The 21193-nt window shown below is 60.6% G+C and carries 18 protein-coding genes; 7 read left to right on the top strand and 11 right to left on the bottom strand.

Annotated features, from left to right (window positions below; all coding sequences use genetic code 11):
• Positions 1-107: 107 nt before the first annotated feature.
• The 6 genes from glnT to AC13QY_RS31775 form a co-directional block, all read right to left on the bottom strand.
• Positions 108-1415, bottom strand: a complete 1308-nt coding sequence (glnT, locus tag AC13QY_RS31800; protein WP_069614851.1) for a type III glutamate--ammonia ligase — start codon at positions 1413-1415, stop codon at positions 108-110.
• A gap of 77 nt (positions 1416-1492) precedes the next feature.
• Entirely contained in the window at positions 1493-2821 is a 1329-nt protein-coding gene (locus tag AC13QY_RS31795; protein WP_112724650.1) for an FMN-binding glutamate synthase family protein, read from the bottom strand.
• A gap of 15 nt (positions 2822-2836) precedes the next feature.
• Positions 2837-3523: a protein GlxC gene (locus AC13QY_RS31790; RefSeq protein WP_488494565.1), complete on the bottom strand. Its 687-nt coding sequence runs from the start codon at positions 3521-3523 to the stop codon at positions 2837-2839.
• Between the two features lie 31 nt (positions 3524-3554).
• Entirely contained in the window at positions 3555-4463 is a 909-nt protein-coding gene (locus tag AC13QY_RS31785) for a class II glutamine amidotransferase (protein ID WP_269244187.1), read from the bottom strand.
• Between the two features lie 92 nt (positions 4464-4555).
• Entirely contained in the window at positions 4556-5239 is a 684-nt protein-coding gene (locus tag AC13QY_RS31780; RefSeq protein ID WP_488494564.1) for a helix-turn-helix domain-containing protein, read from the bottom strand.
• Positions 5240-5317: 78 nt separating this feature from the next.
• The gene (locus tag AC13QY_RS31775) at positions 5318-6277 is read right to left on the bottom strand and encodes a GlxA family transcriptional regulator (RefSeq protein ID WP_488494563.1); all 960 of its coding nucleotides are present in this window, start codon (positions 6275-6277) and stop codon (positions 5318-5320) included.
• An 88-nt stretch (positions 6278-6365) separates the two neighbouring features.
• Here AC13QY_RS31775 and AC13QY_RS31770 point away from each other — a divergent pair, with 88 nt between their 5' ends.
• The 5 genes from AC13QY_RS31770 (at position 6366) to AC13QY_RS31750 (ending at position 13301) form a co-directional block, all read left to right on the top strand.
• Complete coding sequence (locus tag AC13QY_RS31770) at positions 6366-7616, top strand: sarcosine oxidase subunit beta family protein (protein ID WP_488494562.1); 1251 nt, start codon at positions 6366-6368, stop codon at positions 7614-7616.
• 12 nt (positions 7617-7628) lie between these two features.
• Positions 7629-7907, top strand: coding sequence for a sarcosine oxidase subunit delta (locus AC13QY_RS31765; RefSeq protein WP_488494561.1), 279 nt, complete (start codon positions 7629-7631; stop codon positions 7905-7907).
• On the top strand, positions 7904-10837 hold the full coding sequence (locus tag AC13QY_RS31760) for a sarcosine oxidase subunit alpha family protein (protein ID WP_488494560.1): 2934 nt from the start codon (positions 7904-7906) through the stop codon (positions 10835-10837). The genes AC13QY_RS31765 and AC13QY_RS31760 overlap by 4 nt, the downstream gene beginning before the upstream one ends.
• Positions 10830-11375 carry a sarcosine oxidase subunit gamma family protein gene (locus tag AC13QY_RS31755; RefSeq protein ID WP_113333322.1) on the top strand — a complete coding sequence of 182 codons (546 nt, stop codon included), beginning with the start codon at positions 10830-10832 and terminating at the stop codon, positions 11373-11375. The genes AC13QY_RS31760 and AC13QY_RS31755 overlap by 8 nt, the downstream gene beginning before the upstream one ends.
• Before the next feature lie 204 nt (positions 11376-11579).
• On the top strand, positions 11580-13301 hold the full coding sequence (locus tag AC13QY_RS31750; RefSeq protein WP_488494559.1) for a peptidoglycan D,D-transpeptidase FtsI family protein: 1722 nt from the start codon (positions 11580-11582) through the stop codon (positions 13299-13301).
• Between the two features lie 292 nt (positions 13302-13593).
• Here the strand turns inward: AC13QY_RS31750 and AC13QY_RS31745 are convergent, their stop codons facing one another.
• The 3 genes from AC13QY_RS31745 to AC13QY_RS31735 all read right to left on the bottom strand — a co-directional run bounded on the left by AC13QY_RS31745 (position 13594) and on the right by AC13QY_RS31735 (position 17559).
• Positions 13594-15120, bottom strand: a complete 1527-nt coding sequence (locus AC13QY_RS31745) for a SulP family inorganic anion transporter (protein ID WP_488494558.1) — start codon at positions 15118-15120, stop codon at positions 13594-13596.
• Between the two features lie 4 nt (positions 15121-15124).
• Positions 15125-15814 carry a carbonic anhydrase gene (locus AC13QY_RS31740; RefSeq protein ID WP_113395667.1) on the bottom strand — a complete coding sequence of 230 codons (690 nt, stop codon included), beginning with the start codon at positions 15812-15814 and terminating at the stop codon, positions 15125-15127.
• A 539-nt stretch (positions 15815-16353) separates the two neighbouring features.
• Positions 16354-17559: an alpha/beta fold hydrolase gene (locus AC13QY_RS31735; protein ID WP_488494557.1), complete on the bottom strand. Its 1206-nt coding sequence runs from the start codon at positions 17557-17559 to the stop codon at positions 16354-16356.
• 204 nt (positions 17560-17763) lie between these two features.
• On the opposite strand from AC13QY_RS31735, the gene AC13QY_RS31730 reads away from it, so the two are divergent.
• A complete protein-coding gene (locus tag AC13QY_RS31730) occupies positions 17764-18342 on the top strand; it encodes a TetR/AcrR family transcriptional regulator (RefSeq protein ID WP_488494566.1) in 579 nt (192 codons plus the stop codon).
• Between the two features lie 81 nt (positions 18343-18423).
• Here the strand turns inward: AC13QY_RS31730 and AC13QY_RS31725 are convergent, their stop codons facing one another.
• The gene (locus AC13QY_RS31725; protein WP_488494556.1) at positions 18424-19830 is read right to left on the bottom strand and encodes an amidase; all 1407 of its coding nucleotides are present in this window, start codon (positions 19828-19830) and stop codon (positions 18424-18426) included.
• Positions 19831-19979: 149 nt separating this feature from the next.
• On the opposite strand from AC13QY_RS31725, the gene AC13QY_RS31720 reads away from it, so the two are divergent.
• Positions 19980-20540 (top strand): TetR/AcrR family transcriptional regulator, encoded by a 561-nt coding sequence (locus AC13QY_RS31720; protein ID WP_162749484.1) that lies wholly within the window; start codon positions 19980-19982, stop codon positions 20538-20540.
• Positions 20541-20863: 323 nt separating this feature from the next.
• On the opposite strand, the gene AC13QY_RS31715 is transcribed toward AC13QY_RS31720, so the two are convergent.
• Positions 20864-21193: nitroreductase family protein (locus AC13QY_RS31715; RefSeq protein WP_488494555.1), on the bottom strand; the 330-nt coding region annotated here is incomplete at its 5' end.

The raw sequence follows: 21193 nt of genomic DNA, 5'->3' as shown, positions 1-21193 counted from the left end.
CTCGTCATGCTGATCTTCCTCCGCCGTCCGCGGCCAAAATTCCGCTGTCGCGCCGGGGGAATGCACCCCGGCGCCTGAGCCCTGAAGGGCATCTTGCCGCCACGCACTCAGATATCGAGCGTGCTGTCGCGCTCCCACTGCGTGAAGTGCGAGCAGTAGGCGTTCCACTCCTGATGCTTGAGCTTCAGATAGGCTTCGGAGAATTCCGAACCGATCGCCTGCTTCAGCCCCTCGTCCTCGTCATAGGCACGCAGCGCATCGAGCAGATTGAGCGGCAGTCGCGGCGCATTCTTCACGAGATGACCCTCCGCATACATGTCGATATCGTGATGAGGCCCCGGATCGGCCATGCTGCGTAGGCCATCGAGGCCGGCAGCGATGATGACGGCCTGCAGCAGGTAGGGATTGACGGCACCATCGGGCAGGCGCAGCTCGAAGCGGCCGGGACCAGGCACGCGCACCATATGGGTGCGGTTGTTGCCGGTCCATGTCACGGTATTGGGAGACCAGGTGGCACCCGACGTGGTGCGCGGCGCATTGATGCGCTTGTAGGAATTAACGGTGGGATTGGTGATGGCCGCCAGCGACGAGGCATGCTTCATGATGCCACCGAGGAAATGCTTGCCCTCGGCCGACAGGCCGAATTCGGCCTCTCTGTCGGCAAAGACATTGATCCTGCCGTCATTATCCCAGACGGAGATATGGCAATGGCAGCCGTTGCCCGTCAGCCCCTTGAAAGGCTTCGGCATGAATGTCGCCCTGAGGCCATGCTTTTCGGCGATCGATTTGACCATGAACTTGAAGAAGGAGTGCTTGTCCGCCGTCTTCAGGGCGTCGTCGAATTCCCAGTTCATCTCGAACTGGCCGTTGGCATCCTCATGGTCGTTCTGATAGGCGCCCCAGCCAAGCTCCAGCATATAGTCGCAGATCTCGGAGATGACGTCATATCGCCGCATGACAGCCTGCTGGTCATAGCAGGGCTTTTCAGCCGTGTCGTATTCATCCGATATCTTGGCGCCATCGGCGGTGATCAGAAAGAATTCGGCTTCGACGCCGGTCTTGACGCGCTTGCCTGCGGCTTCCGCTTCCTTCACGAGCTTCTTCAGCACGTTGCGCGGCGCCTGGGCGACCAGCTCACCCTCCATCATGCAATCGGCCGCGACCCAGGCAACATCCTTCTTCCACGGGAGCTGGATAACGGAGGAAGCATCGGGCACGGCAAAAAGATCCGGATGGGCGGGCGTCATGTCGAGCCAGGTGGCAAAACCGGCAAAGCCGGCACCCTCCTCCTGCATCCCGGCAATCGCCTGCGCCGGCACCAGCTTGGCACGCTGGCCGGAAAAAAGATCCGTATAGCTGATCATGAAATATTTGATGCCTTTGTCCTTTGCAAAGGCAGCAAGATCCAGTGTCATTCTCGTTCCCCTTTGGATTTCTTCGAGACACTTCGATGATGCATGCAGCGGCCGGACCTCTCGGCCCGGCCCGTATCTTAAAAGCCTCCCTTGCCCGGGTACCAATTGGTGCCGGCGAGCGGAATCTGCGCCATGGCGGCGGCCTCCATCGTCAGCGCACAGAGATCCTCCGGCTCCAGGTTGTGCAGGTGATTTTTGCCGCAAGCACGCGCGATCGTCTGCGCCTCCAGCGTCATCACCTTGAGATAATTGGCGAGCCGCCGGCCGGCTGCAATCGGGTCGAGCCGGCTTGCGAGCTCCGGATCCTGCGTCGTGATGCCGGCCGGGTCCTTGCCCTCGTGCCAGTCGTCATAGGCGCCGGCCGTCGTGCCTAGCTTCTGATACTCTTCTTCCCATTTGGGATCGTTGTCGCCGATCGCAACCAGCGCCGCCGTACCGATGGCAACGGCGTCGGCGCCGAGCGCCAGCGCCTTCGCCACATCGGCCCCGGAACGAATGCCGCCTGAAATGATGAGCTGTACCTTGCGATGCATGCCGAGATCCTGCAGTGCCTGGACTGCGGGGCGGATACAGGCAAGCGTCGGCATGCCGACATTCTCGATGAAGACATCCTGGGTCGCGGCCGTGCCGCCTTGCATGCCGTCAAGCACGACGACGTCGGCACCGGCCTTGACCGCAAGAGCCGTATCGTAATAAGGGCGCGCACCGCCGACCTTCACGTAGATCGGCTTTTCCCAATCGGTGATCTCGCGCAGCTCCATGATCTTGATTTCGAGATCGTCCGGACCGGTCCAATCCGGATGGCGGCAGGCCGAACGCTGATCGATACCCTTGGGAAGATTGCGCATATTGGCGACGCGATCGGAAATCTTCTGGCCGAGCAGCATGCCGCCGCCGCCGGGCTTGGCGCCTTGGCCCACAACGACTTCGATCGCATCGGCGCGGCGCAGATCCCTAGGGTTCATACCGTAGCGCGACGGGAGGTACTGATAGACCAGCGTCTGCGAATGGCCGCGCTCCTCGTCCGTCATGCCGCCGTCGCCTGTCGTCGTCGACGTGCCTGCGATCGTAGCGCCGCGGCCAAGTGCTTCCTTGGCATTGCCGGAAAGCGCGCCGAAGCTCATGCCGGCAATAGTGATCGGGGTCTTCAGCGTGATCGGCTTCTTGGCGAAACGGCTGCCGAGGACGACGGTCGTATCGCACTTCTCGCGATAACCTTCGAGCGGATAGCGCGAGATCGAGGCACCGAGGAACAACAGGTCGTCGAAATGCGGCACCTTGCGCTTGGTGCCGGCACCGCGAATGTCATAAATGCCCGTCGCCGCCGCGCGGCGGATTTCGGCGAGCGTATGATCGTCGAAGGTAGCGGACTTGCGAGGCGGCGTGTGCGGATTGTGGTAGCTCATGAGGTCCCCTTCGCCTTAGTACGCGTCGGCATTGTCGATATTGAAATTATAGAGCTTGCGCGCCGATCCATAGCGCTTGAATTCCTCCGGCCTGACGCCGCGCACGCCGGCCTTTTCCAGAAGCTCGGAGAGCTTCTGCAGGTGTTCCGGGCGCATCTCCTTTTCGATGCAATCGGAGCCGAGGCTTTTCACCGAACCGCGGACGAAGAGCTTGGCCTCGTAGAGGCTGTCCCCCAGCGCATCGCCGGCGTCACCGAGCACGACCAGATGGCCTGACTGTCCCATGAAGGCCGACATATGGCCGATATTGCCGTAGACGACGATATCAATGCCCTTCATCGAGATGCCGCAGCGTGAGGCGGCATTGCCCTTGATGACAAGCAGGCCACCCTGCCCGGTCGCCCCGGCATACTGGCTGGCATCGCCTTCGATGACGACGGTGCCGGACATCATGTTTTCCGCAACGCCTGGGCCGGCCGAACCGTGGATGGTGACGTTGCCGCCATCATTCATGCCGGCGCAGTAATAGCCGACGGAGCCCTTGATATCGACAGTGACGGGCGCGTCGATACCTGCGGCAACAGCATGATGGCCGCGCGGATTGACGACTTCGAAAGCCGTATCGTTGGCGCCGGCGGCGAGGCCATGAAGGGCGCTATTGAGTTCGCGCAGCGGCGTGACGGATAGGTCGAAAACTGGCATGTAAGATCTCTCTCGATTACGGCGCTTCTGATCAGGCAGCTTTTTCGTGATCCCAGAAATAGACGGTCGCCGGCTCCGGCTCCCAGATGCGGGCATCCTCGATGCCCGGTAGATTGACGAGTGCACGATATTCGGAGCCGAAGGCGACATACTGGTCCGTCTCGGCCATGACCGCCGGCTTGCAGGCGATGGGGTCGCGAACGACGCCGAAGCCGGACTTGGTACCGACGACGAAGGTGAAGAAGCCGTCGAGATCGTCGACCGCGCTTTCGAGCGCCGCCCCGAGATCCTTGCCCTTGGCCATCTCGGCCGTCAGATAGGCGGCCGCGACCTCGGTATCGTTTTCCGTCTCGAAGGTCATGCCCTCGCGCTTCAGCTCGCGCCGCAGGTTGTTGTGGTTCGATAGCGAACCGTTGTGAACCAGGCACTGGTCCGAGCCGGTGGAGAAGGGATGAGCGCCGAGCGTCGTGACGGCCGATTCCGTCGCCATGCGCGTATGGCCGATGCCGTGCGTGCCTGACATGGCGGTGACGCCGAAGCGCGAGACCACATCCTTCGGCAGGCCGACCTCCTTGTAGATCTCGACGGTATCGCCACTGCTCATGACCCGGATATTCGGGCGCAGACCCGCCAGTGCCACCCTGCCCTCTTCAAGCTTGTCCTTGGAAAGGGTGATGACGGCATGCGTGCTCTTAACCGCCACGGCCACGGGAATGTCGAGCGCCCGCCTCAGCTCATATTCCAATCCGTCGAAATCCTTGACCGGATCAGGTGACTGAACGGTAATCTTGGCCGAGCTGCCATTATCGTTGCCGTAGATCGCGATACCCGCACTATCAGGTCCGCGATCGGTCATCGTGATCAACATGGAAGACAGAAGCGCGCCGAGTTTCGGCTCAAGCGCCTTATCCTTCAAGAAAAGACCGACAATTCCGCACATGCCCAAAGCCTCCGTTTCGCATCTGCAAAAATGGCTATCAGGTCCGTTGCGGTTTTTCAACTCAAAAGAATAATTTTTTCTTTTAAGGCAAGTCAGTCGGTCTTGCCTCGCTGCGGATAGCTGATGATCGACAGGTATTTTGCCGGCAGTTTCACCAGCACCTCTGGGCCATGCGGCGCATCAGCATCGAAGAAGAGGCTATCGCCGGGCTGCATGGGATAAAGCTGGTCGCTGTGGCGGTACATGACCTCGCCCTCGAGCATATAAAGGAACTCCATGCCCTCATGCTGGAACGTCGGGAAGACATCGGAATCCGCCGTCAGCGTGATGAGATAGGGCTCGACGATGACGCCGCTCGAATTGTTGTCGATATGGCCAAGCAAATTGTACTGATGGCCGGCGCGCGTGCCACGGCGTTCCAGCTCGACGCCCTGGCCGGCCTTGACGAAGACGGCGTTGCGCGGCTCTTCGTAACGACGGAAGAAGGCGGTCAGCGGCACGCCGAGCGCGCGCGACAGCGATTGCAGCGTCGTCAGCGACGGCGAGATATTGCCGTTCTCGATCTTCGACAGCATGCCGAGCGAGATCCCCGTCGCGGCGGCGAGATCCGTCACGGTGATGCCGAGCTTCTTGCGATAGGCGCGAACCTCGTGGCCGATCGCCATTTCGAGATTGTTTTCCTTCGGCTCGCGCACCGCATGCGGATTTTGGGAGAAGGCCGACCGACCAGCATGGGATTGGTCGTCGGCCGATACAGTGTCTGCCTTGATTTTCATTCCGTATCCTTTTTACCGGCAGGGCTTGCTGGGAAGAACTCTATCCTCCCAGTGAAATTTTCTCAACTACGACGAAAATCAGTCGCGGCGGGTTTCGCGGGGTGCCATGCCATAAAGCGAGCGATAGGCTCTGGAGAAATGCGCGCCGCTGGAAAAGCCGGTGGCGATGGCGATTTCGGAAATCGAAAGCGGACTTTGCTCCAGAAGCCGCCGGGCATGCCGCAGGCGTATCAGCCGATATTGATCTAGGAATGTCGAGCCGAGATGACTAGCAAACAGCCGGTCAAGATGACGCGGCGTGACGCCGGCAATGCGTGCCATGGCCGTACGGTCGAGCGGCATCTCGATCGTTTCCTCCATTTTTGCAAGAACGCTGAGCAGGCCCGGATGGTGAACGCCGTAGCGTTCTGCGAGCGAACCGCGTTGCGGCGCCGCTGGCTCGCCGACTTCGGTGTGCAGATACCAGTCGCTGATGCGCCGGGCGAAATCGGCGCCCATGTGCTCTGATATCAGCACATGCATCATGTCCAGCGGCGCGATGCCACCGCCGCAGGTGATGCGATTGCCATCGATGACGAAGCGTGCCTGGCGCGGCGCAAGTGCTGGAAAGGCTTCGAGCAAGGCCGGCGCATGCTCCCAATGAATGGTGAAATCGCGCTCGGTCAGAAGGCCGGCCGCTGCGAGCAGATAGGGGCCGCCCGAGATGCCACCGATGCGAACGCCCTCACGTGCGAGCTGGCGGAGGCAGGCGAGAACCGAAGGGTAGTGCCAATCGCGCGGCGAGCCGCCGGCGCAGACGAAGACCGTGCCGAGGCCGGATCCGCGACCCGGGAGAGGGTCGGCCGGTACCGGTACACCACCAGAGGATACCGCCGGGGTGCCATCCGGCGAAAAAATCGACAATCGATAGATTTCACGTCCGGCCAAAAGATTCGCGGCGCGCAACGGCTCGCTCGCGGAAGCATAGGACATCAGCGCGAATCCCGGGATCAGGACGAAGCCGATGGCCTGACTATTTCTTACATCGATTAGCGCCATGTCCCTTTTCTATCGAAAGAGGTCCTAATTGGGCAAGTTGGCATTTGCCACTCTGTCATCATGAACGCAATTCACAGCGGATCGAACCATGCGCTATTCGGCTTTTTCTGTTTTCCTCAACGGTCTTCGCGGCAATACCGGCTGGGCGCCCGCCTGGCGCCAGCCGCAACCGAAGCAACATTATGATGTCATCATCGTCGGTGGCGGAGGCCATGGGCTGGCGACAGCCTATTATCTGGCCAAGACCTTCGGCATCACCAACGTCGCCGTTCTGGAAAAGGGCTATCTCGGCTCGGGTAATATCGGCCGCAACACCACGATCATCCGTTCGAACTACCTGCTGCCCGGCAACAATCCGTTCTACGAGCTCTCGATGAAACTCTGGGAAGGGCTGGAGCAGGATTTCAATTTCAACGCCATGGTCTCGCAGCGCGGCGTTCTCAATCTATTTCATTCGGATGCTCAACGCGACGCCTATACCCGTCGCGGCAACGCCATGCGCCTGCACGGCGTCGACGCGGAATTGCTCGATCGCGAAGCGGTTCGCAAAAAGCTGCCCTTCCTGGATTTCGAAAACGCCCGCTTCCCGATTATGGGTGGCCTGTTGCAGGCGCGCGGCGGCACGGTGCGCCATGACGCAGTCGCCTGGGGCTATGCCCGCGGCGCCGACAGCCGTGGCGTCGACATCATCACCGGCTGCGAAGTGACTGGCATTCGTTCCGACAATGGCCGGGTCCTTGGCGTCGAGACCACGAAGGGCTACATCGGTTGCGGCAAGCTGGCGCTCGCGGCCGCGGGCAATTCCACGGTGGTCGCCGACATGGCGGGTCTGCGCTTGCCGATCGAGAGCCATGTGCTGCAGGCCTTCGTCTCGGAAGGCCTGAAGCCGTTCATCGATTGCGTCGTCACCTTCGGCGCCGGCCATTTCTATGTCTCGCAGTCCGACAAGGGCGGTCTCGTCTTCGGCGGCGATATCGACGGATACAATTCCTACGCCCAGCGCGGCAATCTCGCGACCGTCGAACATGTCGCCGAAGCCGGTGTGGCGATGATCCCGGCGCTGACGCGCGTGCGCTACCTGCGCAGCTGGGGTGGCGTCATGGACATGAGCATGGATGGCTCTCCAATCATCGACCGGACGCATATCGACAACCTCTATCTGAACGCCGGCTGGTGCTACGGCGGTTTCAAGGCCACGCCGGCGTCGGGCTATTGCTACGCGCATCTTATCGCCCGCAACGAGCCGCATGAGACAGCAATGCAGTTGCGCCTCGATCGCTTTCGGCGCGGCTATCAGATTGATGAAAAAGGCGTCGGCGCCCAGCCGAACCTGCATTGAGGACATGACGACATGGCAAGCCTGATTTCCTGCCCTCACTGCGGCGCCCGGCCCAAGGAAGAGTTCACCATCAAGGGCGACGCGAACCTCAGCCGCCCCAAAGCCGACGCCAGCGCGGAAGACTGGTACGATTACGTCTATCTGCGCGACAATCCGAAGGGGCTTCACAAGGAGTATTGGCATCACTCATCCGGTTGCCGCCGCTGGTTGATCGTCGAGCGCGACACTGTTACCCACAAGGTCCATGGCGTCACCGACGCGGCACTTGCCAAGCTTGGAGGGGGCGCATGAGCAGCTATCGTCTTTCCTCCGGCGGCCTGATCGATCGTTCGAAGACCCTCGCCTTCAGCTTCGACGGCCGGGATCTGACGGGCCATCCCGGCGACACGCTTGCCTCCGCCCTGCTCGCCAATGGTATCCAGCTTGTCGGCCGCAGCTTCAAATATCATCGCCCGCGCGGCATCCTGACGGCGGGTGCCGCCGAGCCCAATGCCCTTGTCACGACCGGCACGGGCGGACGAACTGAAGCCAATACCCGTGCCACGATGATCGAGCTTTACGATGGGCTCACGGCGCGCAGTCAGAATCGCTGGCCGTCGCTTGGCTTCGATATCGGCGCCGTCAACGGCTTGTTGTCGCCTTTCCTCAGCGCCGGCTTCTACTACAAGACCTTCATGTGGCCGGCCGCCTTCTGGGAGAAGGTCTACGAACCGCTGATCCGCAAGGCCGCCGGTCTCGGCAAGGCATCCTATGAGGCGGATCCCGATTCCTATGAAAAATGCTGGGCGCATTGCGATCTGCTCGTGATCGGCGCCGGACCCACAGGTTTTGCCGCGGCGCTGACGGCGGGACGCGCCGGAGCGCGGGTGGTTCTTGCAGACGAAGGCTTCGCCCTCGGCGGCGGTTTGCTCGCAGAGAAGAATCCGACGCTCGAAAGCATGATCAATGAGCTCGAAAGCCTGTCGAACGTGCAGTGCCTGCCGCGAACGACAGTTATCGGCTGGTACGACGACAATGTCTTCGGGGCGGTCGAACGCGTTCAGAAGCATGTGGCGACGCCTGATCCGCGACGGCCGGTCGAGCGCCTGTGGCGCATCATCGCCAAGCAGGCGATCCTCGCGACCGGAGCGGAAGAGCGGCCAATCGTCTTCGGCGGCAACGACATGCCGGGCGTGATGATATCAGGCGCAATGCGCAGCTATCTGAATCGGCAGGCGGTTGCGCCTGGCAAGCGCACGGTAGTCTTCACGACCAACAGTTCCGGCTACCGCGCCGCCGCCGAGCTCGAGGCAGCGGGCGTCGAGGTTGCTGCCATCGTCGATAGTCGCGCCGATGGCAACGATCTCTGGAACGGCAAGGCACAAGTCTTGGCCGGCGCTCGCGTCATCGACGCGCATGGCGGCAAGCAGCTGCGCCGTGTGACCGTGGCGAGCTCCTCCGGTAGCCGGGAAATCGAAGCCGACGCGCTTGCCATGTCCGGCGGCTGGAGCCCGATCGTTCACCTTGCCTGCCATCGCGGTGCAAAGCCGACCTGGTCGGAAAAGTGTGCAGCCTTCCTGGCCCCTGAAAGACAGGATGGCTTGCTGATTGCCGGCTCCGCAGCCGGCCTTGCCTCCACCGATAGCTGCCTTGGCGACGGGGCAATGAAAGCCGCCGAGGCGCTGGAAGCAATCGGCCTTGGCAAGATCGTCCCGGCCTTTGCGTCAATGGAGGAAGCACCGCCTGCTGCCAAGCCGCTCTGGTTTGTCAAAGGTGGCAAGGGCAAGGCCTTCGTCGACTATCAAAACGACGTGCACCTCAAGGATCTCGGCCTTGCCGTTCGTGAAGGTTATGGCGATGTCGAGCTTGCCAAGCGCTATACGACCAACGGCATGGCGACCGACCAAGGCAAGCTTTCCAACATCAATGCCATCGGCATCCTGGCCGAGGCCCGCGGCGTCTCGCCGGCCGAGGTCGGCACCACGACGTTTCGTCCCTTCTATACGCCGGTCTCTTTCGGGGTGCTGACGGGCGCCTCGCGCGGCAAGCACTTCCAGCCCGCGCGCAAATCCCCTTTACACCAGTGGGCAAAGAAGAATGGCGCGATCTTCGTGGAGACCGGCCTTTGGTATCGCTCCTCCTGGTTTCCGCGCGAGGGTGAAAAAACCTGGCGCGAAAGCGTCGATCGCGAAGTGCTGAACATCCGAAAAAATGCCGGCATCTGCGATGTCTCCACACTCGGCAAGATCGAGATCTTCGGCAAGGATGCCGCCACCTTCCTCGACCGTATCTATTGCAACGGTTTCGCCAAGCTTTCCGTCGGCAAGGCGCGCTACGGCATCATGCTGCGCGAAGACGGCATGATCTATGATGACGGCACCACCAGCCGGTTGAGCAAAGACCATTTTTTCATGACCACGACGACAGCGCTTGCCGCCGGCGTGCTCACCCACTTGGAGTTCTGTGCCCAGACGCTCTGGCCCGAGCTGGAGGTCTATTTCGCGTCGTCAACCGATCAATGGGCCCAGATGGCGGTCGCCGGACCGAAATCGCGGTCGATCCTCTCCGAGATCGTCGACGAGGACATTTCCAACACCGCCTTCCCGTTCATGAGCGCGCGCGCAGTCTCATTGTTCGGCGGCAAGCTTGAGGGTCGCCTCTTCCGCATATCTTTTTCCGGCGAGCTCGCCTACGAGCTCGGCGTGCCGGCGGCCTATGGCGAATTCGTCGCCGATGCCATCATGGAGGCGGGTCAAAAACATGAAATTTGCGCCTATGGCGCCGAAGCGCTTGGCGTCCTGCGTATCGAGAAGGGTCATGTCACCCATGCCGAGATCAACGGCACGGTAACACCAGGCGATCTTGGCTTTGCCCGCATGGTTTCGGCGGCGAAGCCTGATTTCATCGGCAAGGCGATGCTCGCGCGCGAGGGTCTCCAGGCCGCCGATCGGCCTCGCCTCGTCGGTGTCAAACCGGTGGACCCGGCAACAAGCTTCCGTACCGGCGCCCATATCCTCGCGGACGGTGCGGCGGCGACACTCGAAAACGACCAAGGCTATGTGACATCGAGCGCCTTTTCCCCCAGCCTCGGCCATACGATCGGGCTCGCTCTCATCAAGAATGGAGCGGAGCGCATCGGCGAGAAGGTCGTCGTCTGGAACGGGCTTAGAAACGAATACACGGATGCAATGATCTGCAGCCCGGTCTTCCTCGACCCGCAGAATGAGAAACTCCATGCCTGATTTGCCGATATCAAAGCCGGTCCTTGCCGGAAAGACCGTCCTGCAAAGCGAGACCATCCGGCTTGAAGCCCTGCCTGAGGGACATCTCCTGCATGTGCTGGGCACGACTACGAGCGAAGAGCTTTTGGCCCATCTTCCTGTGGCCGGCCTCAAGCGGAGTTCCGTACGCCCGGCGGGATACCGGCAATGGTTCATCGCCGGTAACGAGCAGCTCGTTCAATCCCAAAGGCGGGCTCTCGCCGATGCCCTCGCCGGCCGCGCCTTCATCTGCGACCAAAGCCACGGCCGTATCCGCCTCCTCGTTTCGGGCCGGGACGTGCCCCGGATACTCAACAAAGGTACGGCCGTCGATCTGCATCCATCGAGCTTCCCGGAGGGGCGCAGTGCCATGACGCTTTTCGGTCATATCTCCGTGCAGCTCACGCGCATCGGCATGAACGATTTCGAGCTGACTGTGCTGCGCAGCTTTGCGGAATCGCTTTATGAGGAACTCGAGGCTCTGGCTCGAGCTCAGGGTGCCGAGCAGCTCTCGCTCTGAACCACGTCCAAAGAGTTTTGGCGCGAACATAGTCAGGCAAGACTATCTCGTCCGCAACCGTCATACGCGCAACGCGCGAGGTGTGCCTCAAACACAACGTTAGTAAGAAAAACTTATAATTAGGCCCCTGTTAACCATCTTGAGCTTAGAGATTGTTGATCCAGAGGCACGTCCGCCTTCCCCTGTTTTGCGAATAAATCGTTCATGTCGATCATCCACGCCCTCGGCGCAAATAGCGGTCGCCTCATCAGAATCACCTTTGGTCCGGGCGGACGCGAACGCCCGCCAGTACGCGCAACGGGCAAAGCCAAACTCGCCAAAGCTCGCATCATGATGCTCGCGGGTGGGCTGCTCGTCTGCTATGTGGCGATCTTTGCCAGGCTTACCTATTTCGATATGGAGCCGAGGACCGACACGTCGGCGATTCCGCCGGATCATGTCAGCGCCGCGCGCCCGGATATCGTCGACAGAAACGGCGAATTGCTCGCAACCGATATTCGCACAGTCTCGATGTTTGCCGAGCCCAACCGCGTGATCGATCCGGACGAGGCAGTGGAAAAAATCGCCTCGATCTTTCCCGATATCGATCGCAAATCTCTTTATAAGAAGCTTGCTGACCGCCGCTCGCATTTTGCCTGGCTGCGCCGGCAGCTGACGCCGAAGGAACAGAGCGAAATCCTGGCGCTCGGCATTCCGGCGATCGGGTTTCGGCCTGAGGTCAAGCGTTTCTATCCGGGCGGGCGAACAGCCGCACATATTCTCGGCTATGTCGATATCGACAATCACGGCGTCGCCGGCATGGAGAAATATCTCGACATGCAGGGCCTGTCGGATCTCGCTTCCACGGGCCTGACGAGCCGCGACCAATTGGAGCCGGTGCGGCTTTCGATCGATCTTCGTGTCCAGAACATTGTGCATGACGTGGTGTCGGATGCGATCGGACGATACCAGAGCCAGGCGGCCGGCGCCGTCATCCTCGACATTCACACGGGCGAAGTCCTGGCCATGGCCTCGGCCCCCGATTTCGATCCGAACGATCCGCAGGCTGATGTCAAAGGCTGGCTGAACCGCATGTCGAACGGCACCGACGAGATGGGCTCGGTGTTCAAGACCTTCTCGATCGCGATGGCCATCGATACGGGCATGGTCAAGCTGACGGATACCTTCGACGCCAGCGCCCCTCTACATTACGGCGGCTTCACCATCCATGACGACCGCGACGTGCCGCGGCGTGTCCTGTCGATCCCGGAAATCTTCCGCTATTCGTCCAACATCGGCACGGCGAAGATGATGGATAAGGTGGGCATGACCATCCAGAAGAGCTATCTGACCCGCTTCGGGCTGTTGACGAAGATGCAGACCGAACTGCCCGAGGTGAAGGCGCCCAGCCAGCCAAAGGTTTGGAAGAAGCTCAACTCCATGACCATTGCCTTTGGCCACGGCGTTGCCACCACGCCGATGCAGACTGCCGTCGCTGGCGCAGCCCTCATTGACGGCGGCAAGCTGATCGAACCCTCCTTTCTCCCGCGCACACAGGAAGAGGCGGAGAAGACCGAGACGATGATCGTCAAGAAGAGTACCAGCGACACGATCCGCTACCTCTTCCAGCTGAACGGTGAGCAAGGGTCTGGCAAACCTGCCGACGTCCCCGGCTACCATGTCGGCGGAAAGACGGGCACCGCAAACAAGGTCATTCACGGCGTTTATTCGCACAAGCTCAGCTTCAATTCGTTCCTGGCGGCGTTCCCAATGAATAACCCGAAATACGTAGTGCTGGCCTTCGTCGACCAGCCTCTGACGGGCGAACACAATCTGACCTTCGCGACCAACACGGCGGCACCCATGGTCCATGACATCATCAGCCACGCCGCGCCGCTGCTCGGCGTCGAGCCCGATTTTGGGTCAAACTTGCTCGCCGCCTACTGAAGATTGGATGTTTGATCCCTAGCTTCGATGGGCAAAGTCACGCTTTTCTCGAAAGCCGCGGCTTGATGAAATGCGTTTTGCCCCAAAAGACAGGGCTCGCCACCTCAGCTTATGTTCCAAAATGAATCAATCTCACGCAATTTTAGGTAGTATAATTCAAATCACTACGGGTACGTGGTTTGGCTTTTTCTCGCACCTCCCTTAACGGGCATTTGTATGTTTTGCTGTTGGTCTTGCCCCGACAAGCGGGGCAAGCATATTATCGCTAGGTAGCCGGTGAGTTCTTCACCGATCAGGCAACCTCCCGCGCTAGTGTTTCAAAGATTGGCGTCAGCCGCCGATGGCGGCCGACCGGTGGATGCTCGATTTCCACCAGACGCCCGGATTTCTTCTGCCGTTTGAGCCATTCGCGCAGGGTTTCGGCGCTTGTATGATCAAGGTAGTGCAGGCGCGTGCCGGCAATCCTGATCTTGCGACCCTCGGGAAGCGTTTCCAGCATATTGAGCAGGGCGGGAACATCCTTGCATGTCGCCACGCCCACGAGGTCGAGATGGATGGTTTCATCCTCTTCCAATCTGTCGATGGCGAGCTTGCGACGCAGATATGGAAGGATTTCCAATATGGACAGCGCAAGGCCGAGTGCCACGCCCACGAGCAGGTCCTGAAGTACCACCATCGCGACCGTAGCGGTCCAGATCCCGACAGGGACCCAGCCGTGATGATCGAAGAGATGCCGGACATGATGAAGACTGATCAGCCGCCATCCTGTCACCAGCAGCACCGCGGCAAGCGCCGTCAGCGGCACCATTGCGAGGAGCTGCGGCAGAAACGCCACCAGCCCGAGGATCCAAACACCATGCAGCACGGCCGACGCCCGCGAGCGTGCGCCAGCCTGAATATTGGCGGACGACCTGACGATGACACCGGTGATGGGCAGCGCACCAAGCAGACCGCAAAGCCCGTTGCCGATACCCTGCGCAAACAGCTCCTTGTTGAAGCGGGTCCGCACGCCATCATGCATGCGATCGACGGCGGCGGATGAGAGCAGCGTTTCCGCACTGGCGATCACCGCGATGACCAGCGTCGTCACGATGATGCCGGGCTCAACCATCCTGGCAAAGCCATCCAGCGTCGGCAGTGTAATGCTTTCGATAAGGGAGGACGGCACCTCCACTCTTGCGATTGGCAGCTGCATGCCAACCGTCAATATCGTACCGGCCGCAACCCCCACCAGGGCACCGGGTATCAGCATCAGTTGCTTCGGCCTGAATTTCTCCCAGGCGATCATGGCCAGCAAGGAAATCAGCCCCACGAGGAGAGCGACTGCTTCACGCGTCAGCCCCGCGCCCCATACGCGAGCAAAGGTTTGCTCCATGGCAGTGACGTTCTCGATGCCTCCGGCAGCCGGTCTTGCCCCCATCAGCACATGGATCTGGCCAAGAATGATGAGGATGCCGATCCCGGCGAGCATGCCGTGGACGACCGCGGGTGAAATCGCCCGGAACCACGAGCCGATCTTCAGGAATCCGGCAAGGACCTGCAGTAAACCCGCAACGATGAGAACCGGCCCGAGCATGTCGATGCCATATTGCTCGACGAAACCGAAGACGATCACGGCAAGGCCAGCGGCCGGCCCTGATACCTGAAGCGGAGATCCCGCCAAAAGGCCGACGACGATACCGCCGACAATGCCTGAAATGAGGCCCATCGCCACCGGAACGCCTGAAGCCACGGCAATGCCGAGGCAGAGCGGTATGGCGACGAGGAATACGACGAGCGATGATGCGAGGTCGCGTGAAAGAGCAGAGCTTGACATCATCGGCCTACTCCGCGGCTTGCGGGATCACATGCGGACGACCACGACCCTTAACCGCGACAGGCAATGGCCTGTCCTCAAGGATTTCCGTGAAGCGAGCGGCCGTACCGTCATAGACGAGCACCTCCCCCGTCTCGATATCGAAGAACCATCCATGCAGTGTGATGTCGTTGATCGCAAGCTTGGCGGCGACGGAAGGATGCGTGCGCAAGTGGTCGAGCTGAACGACGACGTTTTCCATCGCGATGGCGCGAACCCTTTGACGCTCGGACAGGTCGGCGGGGTAGGCTTCGCAGACGATCGAATGGGCGGCATGACTGTGCTTCAGCCAGGCGGCGACATTCGGCATCGGTTTCAAAAGATCAGGATGGCAAAGCCCTTTCATCGCACCGCAATCGGAATGCCCGCAAACGATTATATCACGAACGCCGAGTGCCACGACCGCATATTCTATTGCAGAGGACACACCGCCATTCGCCGTGGAAAAGGGAGGAACGATGTTTCCGGCATTGCGGCAAACGAAGAGTTCGCCAGGGCCGGATTGCGTGATCGTTTCAGGCATGACCCGGCTGTCGGCGCAGGAAATCATCAGCGCTTGCGGCTGCTGCCCCTCCTCCGCCAGCTTGCGATAAAGTGCCTGATGGTCGGGAAAGACGGCACCGCGAAAGCTGGAGATCCCTTTAAGCAAATCACCCATTGTCGAGTCCTTGTAATGGGCCGGACGGCAGGCAGGGGGCGTACCCATGCCCGGCGGGTTGGAATGCGCGATCATCTCGCAAGTGCGAGATAGGAACTGGAAATGGGAAGAAAATAGCGAGCGCCGAATTAGCGTAGCCTAATTTATAAAAATCTTGTGAGTGGACTGTGAGATCCTTTTAGTTGACCTCCGGCGCATGCGTCACAACGACAGCCCATATGAGACCATTGGACGGTGCTCTTCCAATCGGTAAGGTCCGTCCCTGATCTCCGAGCCTCGCCGACTATGATCCGGATGGCCGCTGCTAGGCCTGCGGATCGCTTCTCGCCGGCCGTCTCCTTGACCGGCAGCCTAGAGGCGCCTTTGCATCAAGCCACCGGCGGGTGGTGGCTGGAAATGGGCGATAAGGTTATTGACGCTCACCGCCTTCGGATGCGCAAGCAGGCGCCGCCGGCAATTATCGTTGGAAACGTCGCTTTCGACCACGTGAATTTACTCATAAAACCGCTCTGTGATCTTCCCGTCAATTGGCGGGCAGACTAATGACCGCCAAGTCCGAAATCGCTAGGGTGATCCGCCCCACCCGCCTCCTTCATGAAGGCGAGCAGCAGCTCGCTCAGCCGGCCCGGCTGCTCCTGCTGGATCCAGTGACCGGCGCCGTCGATCAGCTCGATGCTAGCCATCTTTGTCGCTGCCTTTGTCCTCATGATATCGAGCGCGCCCGGCGCCGCGTAGGTGCCCCAATCGCTCTTCCCGCCGACGAAGAGTGACGGGACATCGATCGTCCTGCCCGAAAACAGGCGCAACTCGGCATTCAGGTCAGGATCGGAATAGACGCGATAAGTCTGCAGCGCGCCCTGAAATCCGGTGCGGCCATATTCCTCCGTGTATATGTCAAGTTCCGGCTCGGTGAGCCATTTGCAGGTTTGGACCTCGGCAGCGGAAGGCTGGAATGGAGCGACAGTCTCGGGCATCGTCTTGCCGAGATCCATGACATAGTAGGTGGGCATTTTTGCAAGCTCCGTGGCGCTTCGCGCCTGCAGCGGCTGCGGCTTGTTTCCCGGCCAGTCGGCGCTCTTGACGTAGAAAAAGGTACGAAGAAACGCATGTAGACCTTGAGGGGGGTGCCACATGTCGTCATTGGCCTCCCGAGTGCTCAAATATTGCTGATAATACTCTCTGGGCGGATCGAGCGCAGCCAGCGCGGCCGCCAACCTTTGATTGTCAGTGTTCGATTGGACCGGCGACGATGCCTCGCTTTCCGCGGTGTTGAACGGAAATGCCGGCGGGCCGGGGAAAGGCGCGCTCATCAGCACCACCGATGGAAAGACGTCAGGTCGAGCGAGCGCGCAATAAGCCGCCACGGGCGAACCGAAGTCGTGCCCGACAAGCATCGTCGTGCGCCGATACCCCAGCGCCGAAACCAGCCCGAGCGCGTCGCGCGTCATGTTCAAGAGGCTGAAGGGCGCGAGCGGGGTGTCATAGCCGTTCATCCAACCGGTGGTGCGGCCAAAACCCCGCTGATCGGGCGCCACGACATGGTACCCCGCGTCAGCCAGAATCGGAATCAGATGTCGCCAGCCGTAAGCCAAATCCGGAAAGCCGTGCAGAAGCAGCGCGAGCGGCCGGCCGGCGTTTTCGTAACCGGCCTCGAGAATATGGACATCAAGGCCGTTGACCCCGTGGATCATGCGCGAGCGGACCCCCTTGGGAAGCGTTCCCCCGCCGTAAGGTGGTGTAGTCAAAGCACTTCCTCCCATGGGGTTTGAGCGAGCCGATCGAAGGGACGCGGCAACCAGACTGGCCGCGCCCATCGCCAAAACGGCTCGTCGGAACATCGATAGTTTGAAATGAACGGGATGATTCATCCGCTGGCCTCTTTCTATGGCGATCACCATAGTATGGCGATCGCCATAGCGGCGTCAAGCGAACCATGTTATGTTTATTGCATGCCACGCAAGACTGACGCCCGCGCCAACGCGATTGCCACGGCCCAAAGACTGTTTCGCATCCAAGGTTACACAGCGACTGGATTGACCCAGATCATTGAAGAAAGCGGTGCGCCTAAGGGATCGTTCTACTTTCACTTTCCACGCGGCAAGGCACAGCTCGCAGAAGAAGCAATCGATCAATACGTCGCGAGCCGAATTGCGGTTTTGCGAAATATCTCCGCGAACACGGCCGGCGATGCGGAAAATTTCGTTCGCCAGATTTTCGGAACATTCGCCGCCGAAATGGTCGCCTCCGACTTTCAATATGGCTGTCTGATGCAAAATCTGGCGAATGAACTGCCCGCGCTCGACGCTGAGCTGACCAAAAGGGTCGCGCGCGGATTTGTCGATTCGACCGAGATTATTGCAGAGCATTTCAGGCGGTGTGGCTTCGCTCCCGCGCGCGCATACTCTACCGCGGCCGCTTTGGTAGCCGCGCTCGAAGGCGCGCGAACGATCGCACGCCTGGAACGCACGCCGGCCGTATTCGAGGCACTGGCGGAGGTTAGTTGCCAAAGGTGCTTACCACCGGCATGACTACGGGCAGGGTCCTCTCGACAAAATAATATCGCGACACATGCGCTGCCGCACGAACTTGATCGCTCCCGGCGCCACCCATCAAAGATCTGGATGCAGATCCCTGGCGGTGCTCACGCTCTCCAGCTGGGACGCGACCGCCAGGATCGTCGACTCCGCCAGCCAACTGCCGACGATCTGGACGTTGATCGGAAGACCTTCTCTGCTCGTGCCGAACCGCATTGAAATTCCCGGCAAGCCGGTGACGTTGAGCGGCACGGTCGCACCCTGCAGATAGGTGGCGTCGACCGCCCGGCCATTGATGACGAACTCCTCCTGGCCGTGCTTGTGGGCCGGCAACGGCAGCACCGGCGTGATCAGCGCATCGAACTTCTGGAAATACTCGGCGAAGCCATCGCGCAGACGCTCGGCCGCTTGCTCGGCCTCGATGAAATCTGCCATGGAGGTGTCCGGTAGCGACAGCATCGTCTTGGACATCTTGTACATCTGGTCTTCGTGCCCGGCGGTCGCCTCCGCGAAGGCCTGCTTCATCTCCATCACGTGGATACGATTGAAGACATCGAGCGCGAAATCCCTTTCGAGCGCGGGAATGCGCACCGGCTCGACATGTAGCCCGAGACCTTTGAGCGCCTCGGCGGCCGCCTCGACCACCTTGGCTACTTCAGGGTCGATCGGCCCGAAGCCCGGTTCGACCAGCCAACCCACCCGGAGCTGCCGATAGGGCTGACGGCCGATACCGGCGTCGAATTGAACAGTGCTCGTCGCGAAAGCGTCATGGCCATCAGGACCGGCAAGCTGCGAGAAGGCGAGCGCCAGGTCGCGGATGCTGCGGGCCATTGGACCTACGTGCCAGAAGCGGCGCGGCGCGCGCGGATAAATGCCGGTCATCGGCACACGGCCGTGCGTTGCCTTGATGGACGAGATACCGGTCTGGGCGGCCGGTCCACGCACCGAGATGGCGAGATCGGTGCCGAGGCCGATCGGCGACATGCCCGCCGCAATCGCGGCCGACTCGCCACCGCTCGAACCGCCCGGCGTCCGCGAGAGATCCCAGGGATTGTTGGTGCGGCCGGTAAGCAGATTGTCGCTTTCGATCCAGTAGGAGAATTCAGGAAGATTGGTCTTGGCGAGCAGGATACCGCCAGCCCTCTTCATGCGTGCGACGCTGGTGGCGTCGGCATGGGGCGTGCGTCCCTTGAAGATCGGCGAGCCGCGCTGCGTCGCCACGCCGGCGGTATCGATCGAGTCCTTGACCGTGAAGGGGACGCCGTGAAGGGCACCGAGCTCATCACCCGCGCGGACCGCGGCGTCCGCCGCCTCGGCCTTTTCCAAGGCATCTTCGGCGAGTGTGACGATCGCATTGATCTTCGGGTCAACTGCCCGGATGCGATCCAGATGGGCCTTGACGACCTCAACCGCTGAAACCTCGCGGCTGCGGATCATCTCAGCGAGCTTGGTCGCGTCTGAATAGATGATGTTCTCACTCATGGCTTTCTCTCTCTTCCGGCTACGTCCGCTCCGGACGTAGCCAACCTAACGTTCGTTAGGGAGAGATAAACCCTTTCCTTTTTGTGCGTCAACCCCTATCTAACATTTGGTAGGGCAATAACCATTCAGTCCTCGCCGCTGAGATGACGATGACGAATTCAAAGGAAGCGATCCTGGCCGCTGCCAGGCAGATCGCTCAATCACATGGCTACAGCGGGCTGAACTTCCGCGATCTCGCGGCCCAGGTCGGGATCAAGGCAGCGAGCATCTATCATCACTTCCCAAGCAAGGCGGGGCTCGGTGCGGCGGTTGCTCGGCGCTACTGGGAGGATACCGAACGGGAGCTCGATACCCTCCTTATAAACGCGGCCGATCCAATCAGCGCGCTACGGGAATATCCGAAAATCTTTCGAAGGTCGCTGGAGAGCGACAACCGACTTTGCCTCTGCAGCTTCATGTCGGCGGAATATGATGACCTTCCAGATGAGGTGACGGCGGAGGTTCAGACCTTCTCCGACGTCAATGTGGCCTGGATCAGAAAGGCGCTCGCCGCCGCCGGCGTGACGCGCCCAGAAGACAGCGAGGCGCGGGCACGTGCGATCTTTGCGGCGGTCGCCGGAGCTCAGCTGATGGCGAGAAGCCGCTGCGACATATCATTGTTCGACGCCTTAATCGAAAGCTACCGAGCCACGGGGCTCCTGCCGGCATAGACGTAATCCGCGCTCGGTTGCCTCATTAGCGTTCAATTCAACGCGCCGCCGGCATTCGTCCAGCTTACCTATGCATGCTCAATCACCGGCTCCAGGCTCCTTGCGGGACGGCATCAGGATGCCATGGGCGCCTCGCTCCGCTTCATACGGAGTATGCCGGCTGGAGCCCGCGGCCTCACCTCTCGAGCGGCAGGATGCACAATTCTGTTATCAATGTCCGCAAGCACTGATCACCTGGTATTTGCGCGGGGGGAATGAGAGGAGCGGCGAGATCGAGCCGCACCCCGAAGCATAGACCACCACGACAATTGCGGATGCCTGGATCACACGATATCGGTGACAAACTCATCGCGGCTTCGTCGGACCTTCTTCAGATGCACGAGCCAATCGCCCTCTGGCGCTCGATATCCAACCGCTAGCATGACGACGCTGCGCAGCCCCTTCGATCGCAGGTCCAATATCTCGTCGACCGCGGCCGGGTCGAAGCCTTCCATAGGTGTCGAGTCCACCTGTTCGAAGGCTGCCGCGATGACGGCGACGCCCAAGCCGATATAGGCCTGCCGGGCGGCGGCTTGATGATTGGCCTCTGTTCCCTGCGCGGCAACTATACCCAACAGTTTCTTGCGATAATTTTCCCAGCCCTCGTTTCTAAA

The organism is Martinezella sp. CNPSo 3795, assembly GCF_057784475.1.
This window is presented reverse-complemented; position numbering and strand designations above follow the sequence as displayed.